Source organism: Methylomonas sp. BW4-1 (genome assembly GCF_052474385.1).
On sequence record NZ_CP184125.1, the window covers coordinates 4,402,976 to 4,428,219 of the forward strand.

Genomic DNA, 25,244 nt, shown 5'->3' on the forward strand with positions numbered 1-25,244 from the left:
TTTCATGATTAATGAAGATGATCAAATAACTGTAAAGGCAGCTTATGCTGCAATGTATAAATTCCTCGAAAACGAATACGAGCTGACAAACTCAGGTGATATAGGTGGTTTACTTGGTGGAATGTCCTTGTTAGAAGATGGGCATACTGCTGATCCAGCAGTGTGGGGCGAGTGGTTAAAGGCAATCGAGAAAGCTTCAGGGAAAGACCTAGATATTAAGTTACACATTAAATCCACCTAACTCAAATCCATCAGGCGGAACCGCTTACAGGTTCCGCCGACTGCTACGGCCCTACATGCGCATAGACGGCCCAAGCCCTCTACTCACCGTCAAGGTTTTAACCTTGCCGACAGGGCTATCAGCTGCCGAAGGCCCTTGATCAGCTGCTGCCTCGTCTTGTCCCAAGCGCTGATGCCTTTCCTGCTCCAGCGCCCCAATGTCACGCTGTAACAACTCCATTTTTATCAGCCCGATAGATAGAGGGCAAAATATAAGGCTGTCAACGTGCAGCCAGTTTAATTTTGGACGTCCAAGCAGTTTACAATTTCGCAGTAGGCTCAGTTTTCAGCCGCGCGGGTCGCTGCTGGGCGCGTTGTGCGTTACAATCGCGAGTCGCACAACCGGTTGCTTCAAGAGAATAATAATGACACCCGCCGAATTTACCGCATACGCCCAACAAGGCTACAACCGCATCCCGATCTGCCGCGAAGTGCTGGCCGATCTGGACACGCCGCTCAGCGCTTACTTAAAGCTGGCCGACGGCCCTTATTCCTACTTGTTTGAGTCCGTACACGGCGGCGAGCAGTGGGGACGGTATTCGATCATCGGCTTACCTTGCAAAACCCGTATCAAAATCAGCGGCCACCGCATCACGGTAGAAAAAGACGGCCAGGACACCCAAGTTTTTGAGCACGCTCAACCGCTGGAATGGATAGAAGAATTTCGGCAAAACTATAAGGTACCGGACGTACCGGGATTACCGCGCTTCAACGGCGGCCTGGTCGGTTATTTCGGTTATGAAACCATCGGCTATATCGAGCCGCGTTTAAAGCCCAGCGGCAAACCGGACCCTATCGGCGCGCCGGACATTTTGTTGATGGTGTCGCAAGATTTGCTGATATTCGACAACCTGTCCGGCAAAATGCTGTTGCTGACCCATGCCGATCCGGCACAAGCCCAAGCTTACGAAAACGCCAAGGCCAGACTCGACGAACTGGTGGTGAAGCTGCGTGAATTGCAAGCCAATCCGCAAGCGCATCCTGCCGTTAAGCACGTGCACGAACACGATTTTGTCTCCGGCTTTACCCAGCAAGGCTACGAAGACGCGGTGTTAAAAGCCAAACAATACATCACCGACGGCGATTGCATGCAGGTGGTATTATCGCAGCGCATGTCGATTCCATTTGAAGCCGCGCCGCTGGATTTGTATCGGGCTTTGCGGTGCCTGAATCCGTCGCCGTATATGTTTTTCATGAACCTGGACGATCTATATGTAGTGGGCTCGTCGCCTGAAATTTTGGTGCGGCTGGAAGACAACGAAGTTACTGTCAGGCCGATTGCCGGCACCCGCCGTCGCGGTGAAACCCACGAGCAGGATCTGGAACTAGAAAAGGAACTGCTGGCCGATCCGAAAGAAATTGCCGAGCATTTGATGCTGATCGACCTGGGCCGCAACGATACCGGCCGCGTCGCCAAAATCGGCAGCGTCAAACTCACCGACAAGATGATCGTCGAGCGCTATTCGCACGTGATGCACATCGTTTCCAACGTCACCGGCGAATTGCAAGAGGGCAAGAATGCCTTCGACGTATTGGCAGCCACCTTTCCGGCCGGCACCGTCAGCGGCGCACCGAAAATTCGGGCGATGGAAATCATCGACGAACTGGAGCCGGTCAAGCGCGGCATTTATTCCGGCGCAGTCGGTTATATCTCCTGGTCCGGCAACCTGGATACCGCGATCGCGATCCGCACCGCCGTCATCAAAGACCAAACCTTACACATTCAAGCCGGCGCCGGCATCGTTTACGATTCCGTGCCGCGCAACGAGTGGGATGAAACAATGAACAAAGGCCGCGCGGTGTTCCGCGCCGTCAGCATGGCCGAAGCCGGCCTCCTGAGCAGCGCGGCTCAATCTAAAGGAGCACAAACATGAGCGGCGTCAGATTGGTGATGGTCGACAACTACGATTCGTTCACCTACAACCTGGTGCAATATTTCGGCGAACTGGGCGCCGACGTGGTGGTGGTACGCAACGACGAAGTGACGGTGGAAGACATTGAGGGCCTGCGCCCGGACAAAATCGTCATTTCCCCCGGCCCGTGCACACCCAAGGAAGCCGGCATTTCCGTGGAAACCATCCACCGCTACGCCGGCAAATACCCGATTTTGGGCGTTTGCCTGGGCCACCAAAGCATAGGCTACGCCTTCGGCGGCAACATCATCCACGCCAAGCAAATCATGCACGGCAAAGTATCGCCGGTGTATCACAAAGATTTGGGCGTGTTCAAAGGCCTGAGCAACCCGTTCACCGCCACTCGCTACCATTCGCTGGTGATCGAGCAATCGACTATGCCCGATTGCCTGGAAGTGACGGCCTGGACCCAGGACGAGACTGGCAACATCGACGAAATCATGGGCGTAAGACATAAAACGCTGGACATCGAAGGCGTGCAATTCCATCCCGAGTCGATCCTGACCGAGCATGGGCATGACATGTTGCGGAATTTTTTGGAGCGGTAAAATTGAAATGACAGGAGCTAGGCCTTGCATTTCAACATTGCTTGGCTTGAGCTTTTGGTTCTTGATTTTCGCTTGGGACTTATATTTCGTATACCGTTGTCTGGAAGCATTGTTTACCGGCGAAATCGGCTTTGGTCGCAGTAGCGCGATTATTCATATTGACAAGCGTCCCGGATGGTTCTGGTTTGCTTTTTGGTTTCAATTCATTTTGGGTTTAGCCGCAATGACTATTATTTGGCAGGAAATTTCAAAGCTCCGAAGAAATTCTACGACACCCAACTCGGATACTCCGGATAGCGATACAGCTTTCAGCGTTGAAGTAACCCAAATTTCCAGTCATGGCCTTTGGTTGAAAACTAGGGAAAAAACCTTGTACATGTCATATGCTGATTTCCCAAGTTTTAAAAACCAGTCTCTTCTTGAATTAGGGAGTAACGGCAATTCCTGTTACTAATGCTGACTTTGTTACCGCCAACTCAAAATTTCCGGAGCGCATTAACATGTACACGACTTACAAACTCAAAGCCAGCGAGCTTAACGACGATTTTCTGCAATCTGTTAAAGCCTTGTTCCACGATAAAGTAGTGGAAATCGCCATTTGCGATAGCTTGGAGGCCGAAGAAGACGAAACCACATATTTGCTGAAAAATCCGGTTAACAGCGAACGCTTGCTAACAGCCATTAACAATATCGAGCAAAAGCAAAATATCGTTCGCGTTGACCTATCCGAGCTATGAAAATCGCTTTCGAGCAAAGTGCATTTCAAGACTTCAATGAATGGGCGCAAACCGACAGAAAAATCTACCAGCGTATCGTTTCGCTGATTAACGACATAGCCCGCAATCCTCATAGTGGATTGGGTAAACCTGAGCCTTTGAAGCATCAGCTGCAAGGATTTTGGTCTAGGAGAATCGACCAGGAACATCGTTTGGTTTACCGGGTGCAAAATGGTGAGTGCCTAATCGTCGCGTGCAAATATCATTACCGTTGATTCCAAGGTGGCCGCCATTAGCTATTCAGCAATTATCATCGGCGCCGGCCCCGCCGGCTTGATGGCCGCCGAAGTGCTCAGCCAGGCCGGCTTAAGCGTCGCTGTTTATGACGCGATGCCGTCGGCCGGGCGTAAGTTTTTGATGGCCGGTAAGGGTGGATTAAACATTACCCATTCGGAACCGTTCGAGCCGTTTTTGACTCGCTACGGCACGCAGCGCGCCGAACTGGAACCGATGCTAAACGCCTTCTCTCCGGAGGCCCTGAGAGCCTGGGTGCAAGGCTTGGGCATAGCCACCTTTGTCGGCACGTCCGGCCGCGTGTTTCCAACGGAGATGAAGGCCGCGCCCTTGCTGCGCGCCTGGTTGCATCGCTTGCGTTCAAACGGTGTGCACTTTCATATGCGCCACCGCTGGCTGGGCTGGAATGACGATGGCTCGCTGCGCCTGAGCAATCCGGATGGCGAAATTTCGGTCAAGCCGCAAGCAACCGTGTTGGCCTTGGGCGGTGCCAGCTGGCCGCAACTAGGGTCGGATGGCGCGTGGGTGACTTGGTTACAGGCGCGCGGAGTGGAAATTGCACCCTTGCAAAGCGCGAATTGTGGGTTTGAGGTGGCGTGGAGTGCGCATCTGCGCGAGAAGTTTGCCGGCGCGCCGCTCAAATCGATCACGCTAACCTTTACCGACATCCAGGGCCACACCGAACGACGGCAAGGCGAAATGGTGATTAGCACGCACGGCGTGGAAGGCAGCCTGATTTACGCATTTTCGCAGCGGCTGCGCGAATATCTGCATGTTCACGGCAGCGCCACCTTCACGGTTGACCTGCTGCCCGGACGCGATGCGGAACGGGTGTTGGCCGAAATCAGCCGCCCCAGGGGTTCCCGGTCCTTATCCAGCCATTTACAGAGTCGGCTGGGTATTTCCGGCGTCAAGGCGGCCTTGCTGCGTGAGGTACTCAGTCAAGTGCAATTTGCCGATGCCGCCATTCTAGCGAAGACGATCAAAGCCTTGCCCATCACCGTCCAGACCGCCCGGCCCATCGCCGAAGCGATCAGCAGCGCCGGCGGCGTGAGTTTTAACAGTCTTGATCAAAATCTGATGCTTACCGCGCTACCCGGCGTTTTTGTCGCCGGTGAGATGCTGGATTGGGAAGCGCCGACCGGGGGATATTTGCTTTCGGCTTGCTTCGCTACCGGCCGCAGTGCAGGACTGGGCGTGTGTGACTGGCTAAACCGGCATCAAAAGTTTTAAAGAACTCCCCACTCCATAGCCGGACGCAAAAAAGGGGTAGCCGGCGCCACCCCTTCAACATCTTGTTTAGCGTGCGACTTCTGCGAATGGCCGCATTCTGCGCATTGTATTAGCCGACCGCAACGAGGCGGCTCCGGCCAATACACTGCCAAATAGCCAGAAAGCCCCCGGTAGCGGTACGCTGCCGCCGCCTCCGGTTCCGTAGTCGTACCCGTAAACCGATGCACTGGTATTCGCGGAAAAACTTCCGCTCCAACCGTCTTTAAAGACCAAAGCAACAGACAATATATCGTTTTCCGTCACGGGCGCGGAGCCGGTTGATAGGTACTGATTGACATTTTGGTTGACTGACCCGGAGTTTCCGCCATTGTAGTAACTCAAATTGAAGCTTGCGTTGGAGCTTGCCGACGCATTACTTGAGGCCCCCAGGTCCCCCATCAAACTGTAGTTCGCTTCGAAAATTAACAGTCCGCTGCCTTGCACGGTAAAACTGCCGGATCGCTGGCTACCGCTGCTGGCCGATAAACTTTGATACGGAAAAGAACCGTTCAGAGTGGCATTGGCATTGATTTGATTAATCGATGTAGCGCTGGAAGCAGATCTGCTATAGGTCGATGTGGACAGTGTCTCTGTAGTCGAAGTCCCTGAGCTCCAATTTGCCGCGCTATCATAGGTGTTGTAGTAGTAACCAGTATTCACTTGGCTAGTGTCGTTCTGATTGCTCCAGGTCACAGTTGGCAGGCCATTGCCAATATCAATGGCGGTAATTTTAAAGGTACTCCAGTCGATGACCGCGCTCGCAGAAACCGTCGCCGCCTCAGCAGATTGGGCAAGGCAAAGCGATAGCACCAGAATGCTGAACAGATTAGTCTTAAAGTAAGGTCGCCGAATCGGCTTGGCAAGGTGTTTCATGGTAATGTCTCCATTGATTAACGAGCACAAATTTTCAGCGTACGGCCAAACGGCCAAAAACCGTTGCCATGCTGATCAAGACTAGCTCTTTGCGACAAGCCGCTTATTTAAAATGCTAGTCTTGACCGTCATTTAACAGCTAAGTTAACCACCGTCAATTACCATAAAAACATAACGGCTTAATCAATGTGCTAAGTCAATAAAACTTGAAATTTATAAGCTGGCTTGGAATAAAATCGCCTTTTTATCTACCCGTTCTCGAGATGGTGTAAGCAAGCGACCTCGCTCGCGAGGGATTCACGGCCCGCAAGGTTTTCGATATGAGCCGTCGTTTGTTATCATCCCTGCCTTGACCAAAACACCGGCTATTCACTCCATGCAAATCCAAGCCACGCTGCAAAAACTTCTGGATAAACAAGACCTCAGCACCGAGGAAATGCGCGATGTGATGCGTACCATGATGCAAGGCGAGCTGACCGACGCGCAAATCGCCGGCTTTTTGATCGCGTTGCGTTGCAAGGGCGAGACCATCGAGGAAATCGCCGCGGCGGTCAGCGTATTGCGCGAGTTGGTGCGGCCGGTTCCGGTGCATGGAGAGCATGTCATCGACACCTGCGGCACGGGCGGCGACGGTGCCAACACTTTCAATATTTCGACAACGGCGGCCTTCGTGGTCGCGGCGGCGGGCGGCAAGGTGGCCAAACACGGCAATCGCTCGGTATCCAGTAGCTGCGGCAGCGCCGATGTATTGGAAGCAGCAGGCATCAATCTGGATATGCCCGCCGAACAAGTGGCGCAATGCGTCAACGACATCGGCGTCGGCTTTTTGTTTGCCGCCAAACATCACAGCGCGGTGCGCCACACGGTTGGTCCGCGCAAGGAAATGGGGGTGCGCACCCTGTTCAACCTGATCGGCCCGCTCTCCAATCCGGCCAACGCGCCGCATCAATTGATCGGCGTGTTCGATAAACAATGGTTGGTTCCGGTCGCGGAAGTCTTGAAAAAACTGGGCAGCAAGCATGTGCTGGTGGTGCATGCGCGCGACGGCCTGGATGAAATCAGCATCGCCGCACCGACCGACGTCGCCGAACTGATCGACGGCATCGTGCACAGCTACACCGTCACCCCGGAACAATTCGGCATGCCGCGCGCCAGCCTGGCAACCTTGTCGATTACTTGCGCAGCCGATAGCCTGGCAATTATGCGCGCGGTATTAAATAACCAAGCCGGCCCGGCCCGCGACATTGTGGCATTAAACGCCGGCGCGGCGATTTACGCCGCCGATTTGGCCGATTCGCTGGATGCCGGCATTCGCCGAGCGCATCAGGTGTTGGCGGATGGGAGTGCGTTGGGGAAATTTGAGGCGTTGATCGAGTATTCCAAAGCTGGGTAAGCTATTGACGCAATGTAATCGTTCGATTACAGTTTCTGCATGTACACAATCAAACAACTCCCCGTATTCAGCGAATGGCTGTTTGGCTTGAAAGATGGGTTGACCCGTCGCCGTTTGGCGCGCCGACTGGAAAAAGCCCAACAAGGCAAACTCGGTGACGTGAAAGCCGTAGGCGAGGGTGTTTTTGAAATGCGTGAACATTTTGGTCCGGGCTGGCGGATGTACTACGTGCAGCGGGGCGAGGTGTTGATTGTGATGCTGGGTGGCGGCGATAAATCCAGTCAGACCGCCGATATTGCTAAAGCTCAGCGCCTAGCCGCGTTGTTGGAGGACTGAATCATGAATGAAAAAATCAAAATCGCCGATTTACCCGTGTTTGACATTACCGAACATCTGGATAGCGATCAAGCCATTGCCGAATACCTGACCGTGGTTCTGGAAGAAGATGATCCTGCTGCCTTGGCGCATGCACTCGGCAGCATTGCCAGAGCGCGAGGCATGACCGAAATTGCCAATGCCGCTGGCATCAGCCGCGAAGCCTTGTATAAAGCCTTACGTGCCGACGCCCAGCCGCGCTTCGAGACCATTGCCAAAGTTTGTAAGGCGCTTGGGGTTAAGTTGACGGTGCAGACAATAGCGGCATGAGATTCCTCTGAGGGAATGCATTGGGTAAGTTTGAGGCGTTGATAGGGTATTCTCAGGCGGTCTAATTTTGTGTCGCTATCGCGACGGTTTTTTATATGTCGGGTCTCGGCCCGACAGCCGAGATACTTTCTTTTGTTTGGCCAAAAGAAAGTATCCAAAGAAAAAGCCACCCCGATGCCGCTTATTTCCTGCGCGCCGAAGGGTTTGAACGGGGTTTTCGGAAGGGCTATCCCTAGCCCTCCGAAAACGAGCGGCATCCCTGCCGCTCCCCTGCGGGCTGACCCGTCCAAACCCTCCGGTGCTCGGCGCGGCATAGGGGTGAAAACCCCGCAGGGAAATTCGAAAGCGTCTAATATTTTGAGGTTTTCGTAGGCTGGGTTGAATGAAAATGAAACCCAGCAAGAATATATTTAAGCGAGGTTTTACTTCGCTCAACCCAGCCCACGGACTCTTTGTCGCGAAGCAACTCAATTACGCCAGATACGAGATATGAGTTTAAAGTTAGAGAGTCATCAAGAAAGTGTTTTAGAAGAGCTAATGCAAAAGTCTTTTGGGGCCCAAAATATTTATATACCTCAAAATTACAAGAAAGGTGAAAAAAAGCATAAAGAAAAAGAACCTTGTGATTTAGCTTGGTTTGGAAATGGGGTTTTGGTACTATTTTATTTAACATCTGGCAACAAATCTCTCGAGAAGCAAGATGAACATAACCTTAAACAAGCAAGAAAATGGATTCACTATTGGAGGCATCAGTCTAATCAAAAACTTAATGGAATAAATAGATTTGGTGATTCTGTATCAATTTCTTTTAAGGAAATAAATTACTGCGTATTATTGTCAGTGGTGTCCCATTCAACTGGAATTGTATTTCACAAGGTTGCCAAGAACAAACCTTATGGATATACGTGCACAATTCCAGAGTCATTGATACATGCTATTTCTGGTTTTCATGGAACTGTAGTCGATCTATTAGATTTAATTTATAAGTATTCATCGAACCCGCGCCGTGCAATACTAAATCATAATCCGTTAGGCGATGAAAGATTATCAATATTAATTAAGAAAAAACAACAAGACTTAGACTCAATACTCAAACTTCGGCATGATTCAAGTCTTAATGAAAATGACTTTTCATTCATTTATGAAATGATAAATTTAAACAGGCTTCCTGCTCCGATTGGGGATAGGCTTGTTTCCAACTCATCTGGCAGGGAGCTTATTTCAAGTTATTTTGCCGATATGACTGCGCGAGACTTTATACATATTGCTATATTAGCTGAAGGCCTAATAAAAAGAACTGATAACGCTAAGTTTAGTGTTGCAGGAGAAACAAAAGGAATGCATTTAAATTGGATTATTTGTGCTACAAGTTTTTCTTCACGCAATATGATGGAATATGTCGAGCCTATCATTAAACAAGCCAGCGAAAGAAATATGCCACTTCTAGTGTACGCATACACATTCGAGTTTACCGACTATCGTTCGCCATCCATGTATGCGTTACCTCCAAAAAGAAACAAGTCCCAATCAGAACATCTTGTAAGCTTAACTACCCAAAGATTATCTATTGCTTTTAGCATGTAAATTTTTATTGTTTCGAAGTAAAACCTAAAAAATACTGGGTAACAGTATCTACCAATACCGATTTTATTGTTTGTAATTCCGGGACGGTTTTATCCCTTATGCCGCGCCGAGCACTGGAGGGTTTGAACGGATCAGCCCGAAGGGGAGCGGCAGGGATGCCGCTCGTTTTCGGAGGGCTAGGGATAGCCCTTCCGAAAACCCCGTTCAAACCCTTCGGAGCGCAGGATATAAGCGGCATCTGGGTGGCTTTTTCTTTGGGTACTTTCTTTTGGCCAAGCAAAAGAAAGTACCTCGGCTATCGGGCCGAGACCCGATGTTAAAATAACCGTCGCCTTAGCGACACAAACCCAACAAGAACAATGACCGATACACCAGACATCCTAAAAACCATCCTAACCAAAAAAGCCGAAGAAGTAGCCCGCCGCAAAAGCAATACGCCATTGTCGATGCTGGAAGAATTAGCCGGCACCGTGCAAGGCCCGCGCGGCTTTTATTCGGCGCTACGCAGCAAGGCCGATCAGAAAAAGCCGGCGATTATCGCCGAAATCAAGAAGGCCTCGCCCAGCCAGGGCGTGATCCGCGAGAACTTCAAGCCGGTGGAAATTGCCGTGGATTATGCGTTCAGCGGCGCGACTTGTTTGTCGGTGCTGACCGACAAGGAGTTTTTCCAGGGTTCGGAAGCCAATCTGCAAATGGTGCGGCAAAACTGCCCGCTGCCGGCGATTCGCAAGGACTTCATGATCGATCCGTATCAAATTCACGAATCGCGAGCTTTGGGCGCCGATTGTATCTTGTTGATCGTCGCAGCACTGGACGACGCGATGTTGAAAGAACTGGCCGACACCGCCACTAGCTTGGGCATGGACGTGTTGACCGAAGTACATGATGCGGAGGAACTGGAACGAGCGCTAAAGCTCAACACCAATATGATAGGCATCAACAACCGCAATCTGCGCACCTTCGAAGTGTCCTTGCAAACCACGCTGGATTTGAAAAATACCATCCCGGCCGACAAGTTGATCGTCACCGAAAGCGGCATCCACACCCCAGACCGACGTGAAATTGATGCAGGATAACGGTATTTATACCTTCCTGGTTGGCGAAGCGTTTATGCGTGCCGAATCGCCGGGGCAAAAAATGCGCGAGTTGTTTTTTTAGGTTAACTGTATTAGTCACGACTTGATCTGACACATCGACTTGAAAAGATGAGAGTTACCGGTTTTGATAGGGGTGTCGAATCCTTACACAAAACACAAAAGGTAACTCTCATGATCCATACAAACAATCCGATCATTAAACACAAAGCGGGGCTGTTAAATTTAGCCCAAGAACTGAATAACGTCTCCAGAGCCTGCAAGGTGATGGGTGTCTCGCGCGATACGTTTTATCGTTATCAAGAGCTGGTAGCCGAAGGTGGCATTGATGCCTTAATCGACAAAAACCGCCGGTCTCCGAATCTGAAGAATCGCGTCGATGAAAGCATTGAGCTGGCAGTGAAAGCCTATGCGGTTGAGTGGCCAGCGCATGGACAGCATCGAACCAGTAATGAACTGCGTAAACAAGGGGTATTCGTATCCGGCAGCGGCGTTCGCTCCATCTGGTTACGGCATGACCTGGAGAACTTTAAAAAGAGGCTTAAAGCACTGGAAGCCAAGGTAGCCGCCGAAGGGTTAATGCTGAGCGATGCGCAGATTGCGGCGTTGGAGAAAAAGCAGCAGGATGATCAAGCCTGCGGCGAAATCGAAACAGCCCATCCCGGTTACCTGGGTTCGCAGGATACTTTTTACGTCGGCAACCTCAAAGGGGTTGGGCGGATATACCAGCAGACTTACGTGGACACTTATAGCAAAGTCGCACACTGCAAACTGTACACCACCAAAACGCCGATTACTGCCGCGGATATCCTGAATGACAAAGTATTGCCGTTCTACGAAGCCAACGCATTACCCGTTCTACGCATTCTGACGGATCGCGGCACAGAATATTGTGGCAAGGTCGAACAGCATGATTATCAGCTATACCTGGCGATCAACGACATCGACCATACCAAAACCAAGGCCATGTCGCCGCAAACCAATGGGATTTGCGAACGCTTCCACAAGACCATCTTGCAGGAGTTCTATCAGGTCACGTTCCGCAAAAAGCTCTATAGCGACCTGGATGAACTCCAAAAAGATCTGGACGAATGGCTGGTTTATTACAACAATGACCGAACTCATCAGGGCAGAATGTGCAACGGCAGAACGCCGATGGATACCTTGCTGGATGGAAAACAGATTTGGGCTCAAAAAAATCTGAACCAAATCTAATCTGACAGACACCCCGCAAAAACGGTAACTGTCAGATCAGGTCTGAGCTAATACAGGTTAACTCTTGGCTTAGATTGATGCCGGCTGCCGATGCTGGAAGCGGCATTCAACCGGGTTTAGGGATAGTAAATCAAAGTATCTACCGGACGACACAGAGCGTCCATGGCGGCGTTCCCACGCGATACCTCACGCCAGCGTCAGCCCCTTCTCCCACCGGGAGAAGGTTGGGATGAGGGGATCAGAATAAAGTTTTTTCTAATTTATCCCCTCACCCTCTCCCAGTAGGAGAGGGAACTATTGCTGGTGTCAACATTACCCGCTCAATTTAATCGCCCCAAAATACCGCGCCAAATCAATCCGGATCGGCATGAAATAGACATTCAAACCATTCGCTGCCGCCGAGGCAATCACGCCATTGGCAAATTCCACATTCCAGTCGTAATCCGGCCGAAAACGCTTCGGAAACTTCACCTTATTTTTCACTTCCCAGTAGTTCATCGAGGCCTTGCTGGTGATCGGGCTGATGCCGATATAGGTTTCCAGGTCTTGCATATGCTCGGCGTAGATGTCGATCATGCGGCTGTCGTAGAACGGCTGGGAGAAAAAGCCGCCGGCGCCGGCATCGACCTTGCGCTGGATGTAATCGCATTCATCCTGAACGCCGCTGCGATGCGGGTCGAAGCCGGCATAAATATGTAAGTTTGGGAAACGCTGGCGCACGGCCCGAATCAAATCCACCACATCGGTATTGTAAAACGACCGCTTCAAACCTTCCGGCGGATCGCCGGACACCAACAACACGCTATCCAGCGCATACTCTTCGATAATGCGGTAGAGTTCGCCGCTGTCGATTTTGAAGTCTATCGCCCGAAAATGCGGAATAAAGCGGTATTTGCTCCGATCAACGCGGGTTGCCAATTCCCAGCTGCGGGTATCGAAGCGTTGGATGTCCGGGACATTAATGATGTTGATGCCTTTGTCCAGAGTTTGCAAAAAGGCGTATTGCTGGTCGAAAGCCTCTAGGCTGCGCGGGACGATTTCAAACGAAATATTCATCGTGTGGCTGGGTAGTTAAAAGATTTGACGGGAAACGTGCGCGATGCGCAAAGTATGGATTGTAACGCAGTAAAAACAAAGCCCAGCCGGCTTGCTGAACAATTAGTCGGTCCCAAGCTATCGCGGCGAGTGGATTGCCTCTATTATTTTTTCACTTGCGGTGGGGATTTGGTCTGTTTGAACGTCTTACTCAATAACCGCGCCTCTATTCATCGGATTTTTTCTGCCATTCCCGCCCTAATGCCCGCCAAACCTTGCCGCCCGATGTTATGGATTTTGTCAGCTCTATCGGCGCTATGGACTGTTGGCTGCGAAGCGCCCGCGCCTCGGGACCCACATGCTTTGGCTTTTCAGGCACCACCACACTGGAGCAGCAACGGCCATTTTGCCGAAGCGGCCGCAACGAGCTGGTTGGCCGCCTTTAATGATGAGCATCTGACGGGCTTGGTAAGCAGCGGTCTGGCCGATAATTTTGATTTAAAAAGTGCCGCGGCCCGCGTCGATGCGGCACGCGAACAAGCCGTTATCGCCGGTTCCGGCCGCTGGCCGCAATTGTCGTTAACACCCGGCTATCAACGCGCAAAGACTAATATAGGTGGCGAAAGCAGCGAATCCGGCGCGTTTACGGCGCTGTTCAATCTGAGCTGGGAACTGGATGTCTGGGGTCGGATTAAGGCCGGACAACAAGCGGCGGAAACCGAAGCCGAGGCGACTGGCGATGACTATCGCGCCGCGCAATTATCGCTGGCCGCACGGATTGCCCAAGCCTATTTCGAATTCACTGAAGCGCAATGGCAAGCGACGGTGGCGGCACAGTCGGTCAAGGACCGCGGCACCATTGTCGATCTGGTGCGCGGCCGTTTCAACCGGGGTTTGACCCGCGGCCTGGATTTGCGCTTGGTGCTGACCGATCTGGCAAATGCCCAAGCGCAACTGGCCCAGGCTAGAAATGATGCGCAATTAATCGGTAAGCGCCTGCAAACCCTACTGGGCCGGTATCCGGGTAATGATGCAGCTAAACAAGAATTCGACGCGACATTCCAATTACCGCAGCCGCCGGAAACCTTGAGCGCCGGTTTGCCAGCCGAGCTGCTGGAACGCCGCCCGGACGTCATCGCCGCATTCAAACGCTTGCGGGCCGCCGACTCGCGCTTGGAAAGCGCCGAAAAAGCCCTGTTGCCGCGCGTGACGCTGACCGGTGCCGGCGGCGCCGGCAGCGCGGCCTTGACCGAGATCATCGACCCGCGCGCGGCAGCGTGGAATTTAGCCGCCGGCCTGGCCCAGCCGCTATTTACCGGCGGCCGGCTGCAAGGCGAAATTCGCTTTAATGAAGCTAAAGTCCAGGAAGCGTTTAACCAATACCAAAGTGTGGCCTTAAACGCCTTTCGCGAAGTCGAGCAAGCGCTGGCCGCCGAAGCCTGGCTGCGCACCCAGGAACAGGCTTTGCGCGAAGCCGTCGAGCAAACCGAGGCCAGCCGCAAGCTGGCGGTGTATTCCTACCGGCAGGGTTTGATCGAAATCCTGACTTTACTCGACAGCTACCGCAGCACCCTCAATGCGCAAAGCGCGCATTTGGCCGTGCAGCGGCAATTATTGAACAATCGTATCAACCTTTATCTGGCATTAGGCGGTGGCGTTTGAATCCGCATGCACTCAATTTAAAAATCCTGTTACCGATTCTGGTATTGCTGGCGGCGGCCGGCGCGGCCTGGGCGATTATCGCCGGCAAGCCGCATACCGTTCAGCAAAACACCGAACCAACGATTCCCAAGGTCAATGTGGTTCGCGTCGAGCCGCAAAGCTTGCAGCTGAACGTCATGTCCCAAGGCGTGGTCGCGCCGCGCGAGACTATTGACTTGGTCACCGAAGTGGGCGGTAAAGTAGCGCAGGTACATTCGGCGATGGCTGCCGGCGGTTTCTTTGCCGCCAACGAATTGCTGCTGACCATAGACCCGCGCGATTACGATTACGCCATCGTCGCCGCCGAAGCCCAGCTGGCCGAGGCCCAACGGGTCTTGATCAACGAACAGGCGCAAGTAGAGCAGGCACAGAGCGAATGGCAAGCATTGGGCGAAGGCGAACCTACTGCGTTGGCGCTACGCAAGCCGCAACTCGCCGAGGCGCAAGCCAAGCTCAAGGCCGCCGAAGCCGATCTGGCCAAGGCCAAACTCAATCGCAGCCGCTGCGAATTGAGGGCACCGTTTGCCGGGCGGGTGCTCAGCAAGCAAGCAGGCTTGGGTCAATATCTGCCATCAGGCGCAGTGATAGCACGGATTTATGCCAGCGATGTCGCCGAGGTACGTCTACCCATAAGCACCGAGCAACTGGCCTTTTTGGAACTGCCTTTGGGGCAAAATGGCAAGGCCGGCCGCTGGCCGGCCGTGACCTTGCGCGCGGAACTGGCCGGCCAGCCGCATAGCTGGCAAGGCCGCATCGTGCGCAGCGAAGCGGCGCTGGACGACAACAGCGGCCAGCTTTATCTGGTCGCGCAAGTCGCCGAGCCGTTCCGGGAAAGCGCGGATAGGCCACCCTTGCTGAGCGGATTATTCGTGCAAGCCGAAATCGAAGGCGTGCGCCGCGACGGCTTGTTTAGCTTGCCGCGCACGGCTTTGAACGGTTTGCAACAAGCCAAATTGGTCGACGCCGAGCAACGCTTGGAAATCCGCCAGCTGCAAGTGCTGCGCCACGACGCCGAGCGTGTCGTCGTCAAGGCCGGATTAAATCCCGGCGAGCGGGTGGTGGTGTCGGAACTGCCGGTGGCGGTGGCCGGCATGAAAGTCACCGCAGTCGAAGCGCAGCCTGACGCTGCCCCATGATGCCCACCAACCAGCGATTGGGTTTATTGGCTTGGTTCGCCGGCAATCCGGTCGCCGCCAATCTGTTGATGCTGCTGATTCTGACCGGCGGCGTGCTGGGTGTGCTTGGCGTCGATAAAGAAGTATTTCCGCGCTTCAGCCCTAATATCATCGTGATCGAAGCCGTATTCCCTGGCGCTGGTCCCTCGGAAGTCGAGGAATCGGTATGCGTGCCCATTGAGGAAGCCATCCACGATGTGCCGGGCGTTAAACATCTGCACGCCGAGATTAGGGGCGATAACTGCAAGATCGAAGTTGAAATTCTGCCGGACCACGACCGAAACCAGATGATGGCAACCCTGCAAAGCCGGGTGGAAGCCATTCCGCGCCTGCCGAAACAGCTGGAAAAAATCCAGGTGTTGCCGGCAGGCCGGGACGACGACGACGGCGTGATCTGGCTGGCCTTGCACGGGGCTACCGATGCCGCCACCTTGCAACGTTACGGCGACCGGATTCAGGAACAACTGGCAGCGATTCCGGGCGTCAGCCGCGCGCGTAACTACGGTGAGCTGGCCTATGAAATCGACATCGAAGTGTTGCCGCATCAATTACGCAAATATCAGCTGACACTGGACGACGTGGCACAAGCCTTGCGTAAGGCCTCGGTGGATCTGCCGGGTGGCCTGATCAAGAATCCCGACGGCGAGCTGCAATTGCGCGTCAGTGGCCGCGCCCGCGACGCCGACGCGGTCGGGGCCTTGATCGTCAAGACTTTGCCGGACGGCAACCGAGTGCGGCTTGAGCAAATCGCCACCATCAAGGACGGCCTGGAAGAACGCTTATGGGCCTGGCATCACAATGGCGAAACTGCGCAGGGTTGGGAGATTCACGCCGAACAGGACAGCGTCGCAGTAGCCCGGCGCGTCAAAGCGTATGTCGAAGAGATGCGCGGGCAATTGCCGGACGGCTTGCGTCTGATTACCTGGTGGGACGATTCACAAGCTTACGACGAGCGCATCGGCACCTTGCTGGAAGACGGCTTGAGCGGTTTCGTGCTGGTCTGCCTGGTGCTGACCTTGTTCTTAAGGTTGCGGGTGGCGCTGTGGGCCGGCGTCGGCATTTTTACCTCGGTGCTGGGTGCGTTTTGGCTGATGCCGGCCCTGGATATTTCTCTGAACATGCTGTCCTTATTCGGTTTTTTGCTGGCGATGGGCATCTTGGTGGACGACGCCATCATCATCGGCGAGAGTGTGCATAGCCGGCAGATAGAAGGCCGTGAGTCACCGCTGCAAGCGACGATTAACGGGGTGCAGGAGGTGGCGCTACCGGTGAGTCTGTCGGTATTAATCGTACTGGTAGCGTTTTTGCCCGGCCTATTTTTACCGGGTTGGGCAGGACAACTGATGCGGCCGATTTGCCTGGTGATGATCTTGACGCTGGTGTTCTCGCTAATCGAAGCCCTGCTGATTTTGCCATCGCATCTGGTCGGCGACATCGATACCCAGGCCAAACCCGGCCGTTTACAACGCTTGCGCGAGCGAATGAATCAGAGCTTGGATCGTTTCGTCGTGCGTGTTTACCAGCCGCTGTTGGAAGCCGCACTGGCCTGGCGTTATTTGACCGTGGCCTTGTTCATCGCCTTGCTGGCAATTTGCACGGCCTTGGTGCTGAGCGACCGGGTGCGGCAGTCGATTAATCCGGACGTCACCAAGGATAGTTTTTGGGTATCGATGCAATTGCCGCAGAGTGCGCCTTACAGCGAGGCTCAAGCACTGGCAACCCAAGTGGAAAAAGCTCTGTTTGCTTTACGCGACGAACTGGACGGCGTGGATCAGGCAAGCCGACAAAATATGCACGCCGCTCATGCCAACGACCAGAGTGTGATTGTCGGTGTGGAAACGATTATTTGGGAGCATGGCGCCGGTATTTGGTTGGAATTCTCGGCAGAAGGCCGCCGGCGTTTGAAAGTTGAAGACTTCATCCGCGACTGGCGACAACGGATCGGCGATATTGGCCGGGGCAAGGTGGATTTTATTTATAAAGAAGGCGATGTGCCTTACGACATCGAGTTGCTGCTGGGCTCCGGCGACCCAAGCCTGCTGCAACCCGCCGCCGAGCAACTCAAAATGGCATTGGCAGCGTTTCCCGGGGTTTACGATGTGATCGACTCGTCCGAACCGGGCAAACCGGAAGTACGGCTGGCGTTAAAGCCGGAAGCCGAACGCCTGGGCTTGCGCCTGGAACAACTGGCCGAGCAAGTCCGCCAGGGTTATTACGGCGAGGAGGTACACCGCTTCCTGCGCGGCCGCCGCGAAGTGAAAGTGATGGTGCGCTATCCTCTGGAACAACGGCAATCGCTGGATGCGTTGAAGGCGCAACCGGTGCGCCTGCCGAACGGCAGCAGCGTACCGCTGAACGATCTGGCCGAGATCAAGCTGGTGCAAGGCTATTCCCGGCTGAATCGCGAAGACCGGCATCGGGTATTGAAGGTGCAGGCCCGCGTCGATCCGACCAAGGCCGATGTCAACGGCATTTACGCCGAGCTCGAGAACAGTGCTTTGCCGCGTCTGGAGCAGGCGTTTCCCGGCTTGAATGTGCAAATCGGCCAGCAGCGACAGGAACAGGAAGCGATGCTGGCGGCCTTCGGTAAAAATACCTTGATCGCGCTGTTGGTGATCTATGCTTTGATCGCGGTGCCGTTTAAATCTTACAGCAAACCGCTGATCTTTCTGTTGGCCGCACCGGTGGCCTGGAGCGGCGCGGTGCTGGCGCATTGGGCGGCCGGACTGCCCTTGTCGATGGAATCGTTAGTGGGCATGATTGCGGCTAGTGGCGTGGTGGTAAACGACAGCCTGGTGCTGCTGGATTATATTCGTCAGCACGGCGACGAAGATACCCCGGTGGAACAGCTGATCAGCGCCGCCTGTATCGCCCGTTTCCGGCCGATCTTGCTGGCCTTTCTAACCAACTTTGCCGGTTTTTTGCCGACCTTACTGGAAACCAGCCAGCAAGCGCAGTTCCTGATTCCGATGACTTTGTCGCTGTCAGCCGGCCTGTTGATCGGGATGGCAGCCAGCTTGATTTTGACGCCGGTTTGCTATGCGATTTTGGGGGCCAGACGGTAGGTGGTATCTAGGTAAAAACCAAAGCGGTAAGTTTGGCCTGATACATTGGTGGCGGTTTTTTTTGACAGGTAGCGGTGTTGCCACCGCTTACTAAATTAGCGGCGGATTCGCGTTGTAAGGCAATCCTATCAAGCCGGTGTTATGCTGCGAGGTACGGTGGCAGTGACGGCTATTTTCAACTACGACAATCATAGCTTTAGGGAGGTCTGAAAACATTTGTCATCGTTGTGTATGCGCGGATCTAGTAAGGTGATTGCAAAGGGCCCGCGCTTTCAGGGGAGCGGCGCTTGGGTATTGTTATGAGTTACCTTGGGAAAGGTCGGCGCCGTTCAGTTTTTTCCGTTCTTTTTAAAATAGCCACTCTGATCTCAGAATTTTTGGGCACATTGTTCTTTACTTTGTCGTCAGTATTACTCGCCTGTGCCTGCCGATTTTGAGAATGGGTACAGTGATCTTTCCATACACGGGAGTCCACCATGAACAAACAAACATTCATCGCATCCGCCGTCATCACTACCTTAGTGGGTTGCGCCACGCCGCCGATTGAGCAGAAAGCGACCATCGAAAATGATTTGAGTACCGAATTACCCGCATCAGCCGCCGGCATATCTGCAGAGCCACTGTACTTTTCTTCGCAACAAGAAGCCGAAAGCGCTTTGATCGGTTATAACTACGGGCTGACCCTGCTTGCCGATGGCCGGGTTCAAGCATTTGTCTCGGGTTTAAACGGATCGGGCATGGAAAACCCCTTCGACGTGGTCAGGGCAAAATCGCAAAGTTCATCAGCCAAGATTACCGAATTGGCCGAAGCGGAAACTGAAATGGCGTTTCCGCAAATTACGCTAACAGGCAAAAAGAACGGTCAGGCAGCTATCGACGCATTGGGCGACAAGCTGGGGGATGTGGCGAAAGCCTACGACATGTCCAGCGAACGCCTGGAAGATATATTGCGCACCGATGCGTCCGCCTGGATCGATGAAAGCGGCCGCCTGCTTTATATCGATGAGCATACCAAAATCACTCAAGGACAAGGCGAGCAAGAAACCGCCACGGTCACCAGCGCAGGTAGCGGCGTAGCCAGTACGGCCACTGCCGACCCATTCGCCCTGCACAGCAAGCCTGGTTCCAATCGGGTTATTTATTTGGACTTCAATGGCCACGTCGCAACCAACACGGCCTGGAGTATGACTACGCTTACCGCTCAAGCCTATGATATAGACGGGAACCCGGGCGCTTTCAGCACTACGGAATTAAATAACATTCGCGAAATATGGCAACGGGTAGCGGAAGACTACGCCCCATTCGATGTTGACGTGACGACCCAGGAGCCCACTTTGGATGCCTTGAGGCGCAGTAGCACCAGTGACATTCAGTACGGCACTCGAGCCGTGGTGACCCGGTCTATGCCGGAACTTTGCAACCAAACTTGCGGCGGCGTGGCTTACGTTAATGTGTTTTCATATTATTCAGCCGCCTACCCGGAACGCTATCGGCCCGCCTGGGTATTCTTCGACAAACTGGGCAACGGTTATCCCAAATATGTTGCAGAAGCTATTTCACACGAAGTAGGGCATAACTTAAACCTCAATCATGATGGCAATGCCAGCACCGGCTACTATGCCGGCCATGGTAGCGGTGCTACCGGCTGGGCGCCGATCATGGGAGTGGGCTACTACAAACCTGTCGCACAATGGAGTAAAGGCGAGTATCCGGGCGCCAACAATCTACAGGATGATCTTGCAGTAATAAACGCTGCGGGTGCGTCTGTGCGGCCCGATGACTTCCCTGACACAACTGCCAGTGCGGCACCATTAGCCGGCGACGCCAGTGCGGTTTCACAAAGTGGCATCATCGAGCGCACAACGGACGTCGACGTTTTCGTATTTTCAACCGGCGGGGGCAGCGCGCAGTTGAATGTTACACCCGATGCAATAGCGCCCAATTTGGATGTGTTGTTAACGTTAATTGACGCGCAAGGCAAAACGGTGGCCCAAGCCAATCCGGTGGACAGCTTGGCGGCATCCTTAAACGTCTCGCTCAACGCCGGAAAATATTTCCTGAAAATCGAAGGGGTAGGCAAAGGCGACTTAACTACGGGTTACTCTGACTACGGCAGCCTTGGCCAATACCAAATTACCGGCAATTACCCGGTTGTGGCGCTGGTGCCACCCTCAGCAGTCATCACGGCGCTGCCAACTGTCGGCGACGCTCCGCTCAATGTTACATTGAATGGTGCCGGCTCAAGCGCTAAAAACGGCTCGATCGCTTCATACGCCTGGAATTTCGGCGATGGTTCTGCGGCAACAACTGGCACATCGGTCAGTCACATCTACAATACCCCTGGCGCCTATACCGCAACACTAACCGTTACCGATAGCAGCGGTTTGAAAACCAGCACCACACAAAGTATTCAGGCGGCGCAAAGTGTCGTAGCGATGAATATGAAAGTTGCCAGTACCGTGATGACTCGAAAATTGTTAAGCGGAGGTAAATCGCAATGCGTCGCCAACATTACCGTTAAATCCGGAACATCGACCATTACCGGCGCCGGCGTTTATGGTACCTGGAGTGGCTCAGTCACCTCGGGCACCAGCAAAACTAATGTGACCGGGGCAAGCTATTCCATTACCGGCACAAAGGGCTCGACCAGTTTGAGCAGTGCCCTGTTACCTAGCAACAGCAAGGGTACTTGCGCGTTCACCGTCACCAAGGTAGTTAAAAATGGCTACTTATACGATGGTAGTGGCGCTATTTCACGCAGTTTGTCCTGGTAAGTTAATGCTCGAGGGCGGCTGGTTCTTGGCCGTCCCCGACGTATTCCGGAGTTGTCCCGGTTGACGATAATTCATCCGAAATCGGGATAGCCTTAAAAACATTGCCGCTCCCGCTTACATCCCCTAGCGGCTTATCCCTCCTCTCCCAAAAGATTCTGTTGCCCGGCTCAACAACAAGCCCGCAAATAGCCGGCTCTGCGTCGTCACGTAAACTGCAAAAGACGCGCAACCCCCTCCCGCGCTAAAATTCCCCTATTGTGCGGCGTCGCACTCAGCCAACTTTTTACCATCATGCTCAATTTCAAAAACATCGCCATCCGTCGCGGCAACCGTTTGCTGTTTAGCGAGGCCTCTTTCACGATACATAAAGGCCAAAAAATCGGTCTGACCGGGGCCAATGGCGCTGGCAAATCCAGCCTGTTCGCGTTACTTCGCGGCGAATTACATGCCGACGAAGGTGATTTTTCCATGCCGCCGAATCTGGAAATCGCTCATGTTGCTCAGGAAACGCCTGCTTTGGAATGTTCAGCCATTGACTATGTGCTGGACGGCGACAGAGAGCTGCGTGCGTTGCAGGCAAAGTTACATAAGGCCGAGCAAGCGCATGACGGCATCAAATTGGCGGAGCTACATGCGGCCTTGGATCATGTCGGCGGTTACACGGCCCAGGCTCGGGCGTCACGTTTGTTAAACGGCCTGGGTTTTAGCACCGAGCAAGAAAGCCGGCCGGTCAGCTCATTCTCCGGTGGTTGGCGTATGCGTTTAAATTTGGCGCAAGCGCTGATGTGTCGTTCCGATGTTTTACTTTTGGACGAGCCCACCAACCACTTGGACTTGGACGCAGTGATTTATCTACAGGATTGGCTCGGCAAATGCCCCGGCACGCTGCTGTTGATTTCTCATGACCGCGATTTTCTGGACAACATCACCGACCACATCGTGCATATCGAGCAAAACAAAGCCGAAATATACACAGGCAATTATTCCGACTTCGAACGCATGCGCGCCGAAAAACTGGCCCAACAGCAAACCGCCTACGAAAAGCAGCAGCGCGAAATTGCCCATATCCAAAGTTTTGTCGACCGTTTTAAAGCGCAAGCCACCAAAGCCAGACAGGCGCAAAGCCGTATCAAGGCTTTGGAACGCATGGAGTTGATCGCTCAGGCTCATGTCGATTCACCGTTTGGTTTTAGTTTTCCACCGCCGAAGAAAATGCCCAATCCACTGCTGAAAATCGAAGAAGCCGACATCGGCTACGGCGATAAAGTGGTGATTAAAAACGCCAGCCTGTCGATTGCGCCAGGCGACCGTATCGGCTTGCTCGGGCCCAACGGCGCCGGCAAGTCCAGCCTGATCAAAGTACTTTCCGGGCAAATGCCGGCATTGACTGGTAAGCTACAAACCGCTCAGGATTTGCATATCGGCTATTTCGCTCAGCATCAACTGGAATTGCTAAGCCTGGAAGAAAGCCCGCTCTGGCATCTGCAAAAGCTGGATAAACAAGCGACTGAAAAAGATTTGCGCAATTTTTTGGGCGGCTTTGATTTTCGCGGCGACAAGGTCAACGATCCGGTCGGACCGTTTTCCGGCGGCGAAAAAGCCCGCTTGGTGCTGGCGATGTTGGTTTATCAAAATCCGAATTTGCTGCTGTTGGACGAACCCACCAACCATCTGGATTTGGAAATGCGCCACGCGCTGAGCGTGGCTTTGCAGGAATACCAGGGCGCTCTGGTCGTAGTTTCGCATGATAGGCATTTACTGCGTTCCGTAACCGACCAACTGTTATTGGTGGCTGGCGGCAAAATCCAGCCGTTCGACGGGGATTTGGACGATTACAAGCAATGGTTGGCCGAACAGAAAAAAGCGGGCGACGAACCGGTCGCCAACGAGAATGGCGGCGGGGTGTCGCGCAAGGATCAGCGTAAACTCGATGCGGAACGTCGGCAGCGTTTGAAACCATTGTTGGACGCCGTGAAAAAAGCCGAAGCGGCGGTAGAAAAGTTTCATCAGCAACAGCGCGATCTGGAAGAACAATTGGCCGATCCGGCCATTTATGCCGAGGAATATAAGGAACAATTAAAGCAGTTACTGAGCCGGAAAGGCCAAATCGATAGCGCGCTGGAACAGGCAGAAATGGATTGGCTGGCAGCGGAGGAAAACCTACAACAAGCGGAGTGATCATGTACCAACTGATGGTGTTGTTTTTTGAGATTTGCATTATGCGCAAAGGCCCACAGGATGTGCCGGCGTCGCCTTGGTTAATGCGGCTGATGTTCATACCCTATTTGCTGGTTAATCTATTGATTTTGCTGCTGGATAGCGATTGGCCGCATGCCCTGCTGCAAATTGCCGCCGAGACGGTGTTGATGATAGGTTTTTGCTATCCGCTACTCTATTTTTCCGGGAAAACCGCCCGTTTTCCGCAAACCCTGACGGCATTACTGGGTTCCGATGTGGTGATTAGTTTGTGCGCCATTCCGGCGGTCGCCAGTCTGTATACCCAGATCAGTCAGGTGGCATACATCGCGATGATAGCTCTGATGGGCTGGCATTGGCTGGTTAACGGCAATATTTTTCGGCATGCCCTGGATAGGCCGCTGATGTTCGGCTTGGCGTTGGCTTTTTTATATATACTGATTTCCACACAGGTCATGACTTTGTTGTTTACCGAGATCGCTGTTAGCGATTAGGAGGAATTATGTCGATTTATAAACATGTTTTATTGGCGGCCGATTTTTTTGAACATGGCGGTCAAGTTGCGGAAAAAGCCAGGCAAATCGCCGCGCAAAACGCTGCCCAACTGAGCTTGGTACATGTGGTCGATAATTTGCCGATTACCGATCCGGCCTATGGCCCCATCATTCCCTTCGATGTGGATCTGACCCAGGAACTGATGGATGCCACCAAGAAACGCCTGCACGAGCTGGGCGAAAAACTGAATGTCCCTACCGAACGGCAACATCTGGAAATGGGTAGCCCCAAACTGGAAATCGTCCGGGTAGCCGAAGAGATTCAGGCCGACTTGATTGTCGTAGGTTCGCACGGCCGCCATGGTTTTGCTTTATTACTCGGCTCTACTGCCAACGGCGTGCTGCATCACGCTAAATGCGATGTACTGGCGGTGCGGTTGGCGGATGATTGAGCTGGTATTGGGCGGCGCCCGTTCCGGTAAAAGCCGCTATGCTGAGCAACAAGCTTTAGCCTCCGGCTTGCCCGTGGTCTACATCGCCACCGCTGAAGCAGGCGACGACGAAATGCACAGCCGCATCCAGCACCATCAACAGCGTCGGCCACAGCACTGGTTAACCATTGAAGAACCCATCGCTTTGGCGGAGGTGATTGGCGAGTATGCCGGCAAACAACATTGCTTGTTGGTGGACTGTCTGACACTTTGGTTATGCAATGTGTTGTTCGATAAACAAGGCAATCTGCAAGAGCAGCGCTATCGGCAACAAACCGATGCCTTATGTGCGGTGCTGGCGGCCGGTAGGCAACGGGTGATTATGGTCAGCAACGAAGTGGGCCTAGGTGTCGTAGCCGCCGACGCGATGACGCGCCGTTTTGTCGATGAAGCCGGCTTTTTACATCAAAGACTCGCGCAAATCAGCGATAAAGTGGTCCTAGTCACCGCCGGTTTGACGCAAATTCTCAAAAACCTCTAATTTCAT

General features: G+C 53.3%; 22 protein-coding genes and 1 pseudogene. 21 read left to right on the forward strand and 2 right to left on the reverse strand.

What is annotated here, in order from left to right:
• The first annotated feature begins 4 nt into the window (after positions 1–4).
• The 7 genes from ACH5Y9_RS20395 to ACH5Y9_RS20425 all read left to right on the forward strand — a co-directional run bounded on the left by ACH5Y9_RS20395 (position 5) and on the right by ACH5Y9_RS20425 (position 4,983).
• Positions 5–241, forward strand: a complete 237-nt coding sequence (locus ACH5Y9_RS20395) for a hypothetical protein (RefSeq protein WP_445367375.1) — start codon at positions 5–7, stop codon at positions 239–241.
• A 403-nt stretch (positions 242–644) separates the two neighbouring features.
• Positions 645–2,153 (forward strand): anthranilate synthase component I, encoded by a 1,509-nt coding sequence (gene trpE / locus ACH5Y9_RS20400; RefSeq protein WP_445367376.1) that lies wholly within the window; start codon positions 645–647, stop codon positions 2,151–2,153.
• Positions 2,150–2,740, forward strand: coding sequence for an anthranilate synthase component II (locus ACH5Y9_RS20405; protein WP_445367377.1), 591 nt, complete (start codon positions 2,150–2,152; stop codon positions 2,738–2,740). Before trpE ends, ACH5Y9_RS20405 begins: the two co-directional genes overlap by 4 nt.
• Positions 2,709–3,194: a hypothetical protein gene (locus ACH5Y9_RS20410; RefSeq protein WP_445367378.1), complete on the forward strand. Its 486-nt coding sequence runs from the start codon at positions 2,709–2,711 to the stop codon at positions 3,192–3,194. Before ACH5Y9_RS20405 ends, ACH5Y9_RS20410 begins: the two co-directional genes overlap by 32 nt.
• Positions 3,195–3,240: 46 nt before the next feature.
• Positions 3,241–3,477, forward strand: coding sequence for a hypothetical protein (locus ACH5Y9_RS20415; RefSeq protein ID WP_033157508.1), 237 nt, complete (start codon positions 3,241–3,243; stop codon positions 3,475–3,477).
• Positions 3,474–3,731, forward strand: a complete 258-nt coding sequence (locus tag ACH5Y9_RS20420; protein ID WP_171696943.1) for a Txe/YoeB family addiction module toxin — start codon at positions 3,474–3,476, stop codon at positions 3,729–3,731. The genes ACH5Y9_RS20415 and ACH5Y9_RS20420 overlap by 4 nt, the downstream gene beginning before the upstream one ends.
• Positions 3,732–3,738: 7 nt before the next feature.
• Positions 3,739–4,983, forward strand: coding sequence for a TIGR03862 family flavoprotein (locus tag ACH5Y9_RS20425; RefSeq protein ID WP_445367379.1), 1,245 nt, complete (start codon positions 3,739–3,741; stop codon positions 4,981–4,983).
• A gap of 66 nt (positions 4,984–5,049) precedes the next feature.
• Here ACH5Y9_RS20425 and ACH5Y9_RS20430 read toward each other — a convergent pair whose 3' ends face one another.
• Positions 5,050–5,895, reverse strand: a complete 846-nt coding sequence (locus tag ACH5Y9_RS20430) for a hypothetical protein (protein ID WP_445367380.1) — start codon at positions 5,893–5,895, stop codon at positions 5,050–5,052.
• Between the two features lie 376 nt (positions 5,896–6,271).
• Here ACH5Y9_RS20430 and trpD point away from each other — a divergent pair, with 376 nt between their 5' ends.
• The 6 genes and pseudogenes from trpD to ACH5Y9_RS20460 all read left to right on the forward strand — a co-directional run bounded on the left by trpD (position 6,272) and on the right by ACH5Y9_RS20460 (position 11,826).
• On the forward strand, positions 6,272–7,288 hold the full coding sequence (trpD, locus tag ACH5Y9_RS20435) for an anthranilate phosphoribosyltransferase (RefSeq protein ID WP_445367381.1): 1,017 nt from the start codon (positions 6,272–6,274) through the stop codon (positions 7,286–7,288).
• 39 nt (positions 7,289–7,327) lie between these two features.
• Positions 7,328–7,624 (forward strand): type II toxin-antitoxin system RelE/ParE family toxin, encoded by a 297-nt coding sequence (locus ACH5Y9_RS20440; RefSeq protein WP_445367382.1) that lies wholly within the window; start codon positions 7,328–7,330, stop codon positions 7,622–7,624.
• A gap of 3 nt (positions 7,625–7,627) precedes the next feature.
• Positions 7,628–7,933: an addiction module antidote protein gene (locus tag ACH5Y9_RS20445; protein ID WP_445367383.1), complete on the forward strand. Its 306-nt coding sequence runs from the start codon at positions 7,628–7,630 to the stop codon at positions 7,931–7,933.
• Between the two features lie 489 nt (positions 7,934–8,422).
• Positions 8,423–9,517: a hypothetical protein gene (locus ACH5Y9_RS20450; protein WP_033157515.1), complete on the forward strand. Its 1,095-nt coding sequence runs from the start codon at positions 8,423–8,425 to the stop codon at positions 9,515–9,517.
• A gap of 359 nt (positions 9,518–9,876) precedes the next feature.
• A pseudogene (gene trpC / locus ACH5Y9_RS20455) lies at positions 9,877–10,675 on the forward strand (indole-3-glycerol phosphate synthase TrpC).
• A 110-nt stretch (positions 10,676–10,785) separates the two neighbouring features.
• Positions 10,786–11,826 carry an IS481 family transposase gene (locus ACH5Y9_RS20460; protein WP_205450216.1) on the forward strand — a complete coding sequence of 347 codons (1,041 nt, stop codon included), beginning with the start codon at positions 10,786–10,788 and terminating at the stop codon, positions 11,824–11,826.
• Positions 11,827–12,138: 312 nt separating this feature from the next.
• On the opposite strand, the gene ACH5Y9_RS20465 is transcribed toward ACH5Y9_RS20460, so the two are convergent.
• Positions 12,139–12,882 carry a methylenetetrahydrofolate reductase gene (locus ACH5Y9_RS20465; RefSeq protein ID WP_445367384.1) on the reverse strand — a complete coding sequence of 248 codons (744 nt, stop codon included), beginning with the start codon at positions 12,880–12,882 and terminating at the stop codon, positions 12,139–12,141.
• A gap of 240 nt (positions 12,883–13,122) precedes the next feature.
• On the opposite strand from ACH5Y9_RS20465, the gene ACH5Y9_RS20470 reads away from it, so the two are divergent.
• From ACH5Y9_RS20470 to cobU, 8 genes are all read left to right on the forward strand, one after another.
• Positions 13,123–14,523: an efflux transporter outer membrane subunit gene (locus ACH5Y9_RS20470; protein ID WP_445367385.1), complete on the forward strand. Its 1,401-nt coding sequence runs from the start codon at positions 13,123–13,125 to the stop codon at positions 14,521–14,523.
• The gene (locus ACH5Y9_RS20475; protein ID WP_445367386.1) at positions 14,520–15,698 is read left to right on the forward strand and encodes an efflux RND transporter periplasmic adaptor subunit; all 1,179 of its coding nucleotides are present in this window, start codon (positions 14,520–14,522) and stop codon (positions 15,696–15,698) included. Before ACH5Y9_RS20470 ends, ACH5Y9_RS20475 begins: the two co-directional genes overlap by 4 nt.
• Positions 15,695–18,802 carry an efflux RND transporter permease subunit gene (locus ACH5Y9_RS20480; protein WP_445367387.1) on the forward strand — a complete coding sequence of 1,036 codons (3,108 nt, stop codon included), beginning with the start codon at positions 15,695–15,697 and terminating at the stop codon, positions 18,800–18,802. The genes ACH5Y9_RS20475 and ACH5Y9_RS20480 overlap by 4 nt, the downstream gene beginning before the upstream one ends.
• A 476-nt stretch (positions 18,803–19,278) precedes the next feature.
• The gene (locus tag ACH5Y9_RS20485) at positions 19,279–21,576 is read left to right on the forward strand and encodes a PKD domain-containing protein (protein WP_445367388.1); all 2,298 of its coding nucleotides are present in this window, start codon (positions 19,279–19,281) and stop codon (positions 21,574–21,576) included.
• A 291-nt stretch (positions 21,577–21,867) separates the two neighbouring features.
• Positions 21,868–23,754 (forward strand): ATP-binding cassette domain-containing protein, encoded by a 1,887-nt coding sequence (locus ACH5Y9_RS20490; protein WP_445367389.1) that lies wholly within the window; start codon positions 21,868–21,870, stop codon positions 23,752–23,754.
• 2 nt (positions 23,755–23,756) lie between these two features.
• Complete coding sequence (locus tag ACH5Y9_RS20495; RefSeq protein WP_445367390.1) at positions 23,757–24,266, forward strand: hypothetical protein; 510 nt, start codon at positions 23,757–23,759, stop codon at positions 24,264–24,266.
• A gap of 8 nt (positions 24,267–24,274) precedes the next feature.
• On the forward strand, positions 24,275–24,718 hold the full coding sequence (locus tag ACH5Y9_RS20500) for a universal stress protein (protein WP_319961020.1): 444 nt from the start codon (positions 24,275–24,277) through the stop codon (positions 24,716–24,718).
• Positions 24,711–25,238 (forward strand): bifunctional adenosylcobinamide kinase/adenosylcobinamide-phosphate guanylyltransferase, encoded by a 528-nt coding sequence (gene cobU / locus ACH5Y9_RS20505; protein ID WP_445367391.1) that lies wholly within the window; start codon positions 24,711–24,713, stop codon positions 25,236–25,238. The genes ACH5Y9_RS20500 and cobU overlap by 8 nt, the downstream gene beginning before the upstream one ends.
• Positions 25,239–25,244: the final 6 nt, after the last annotated feature.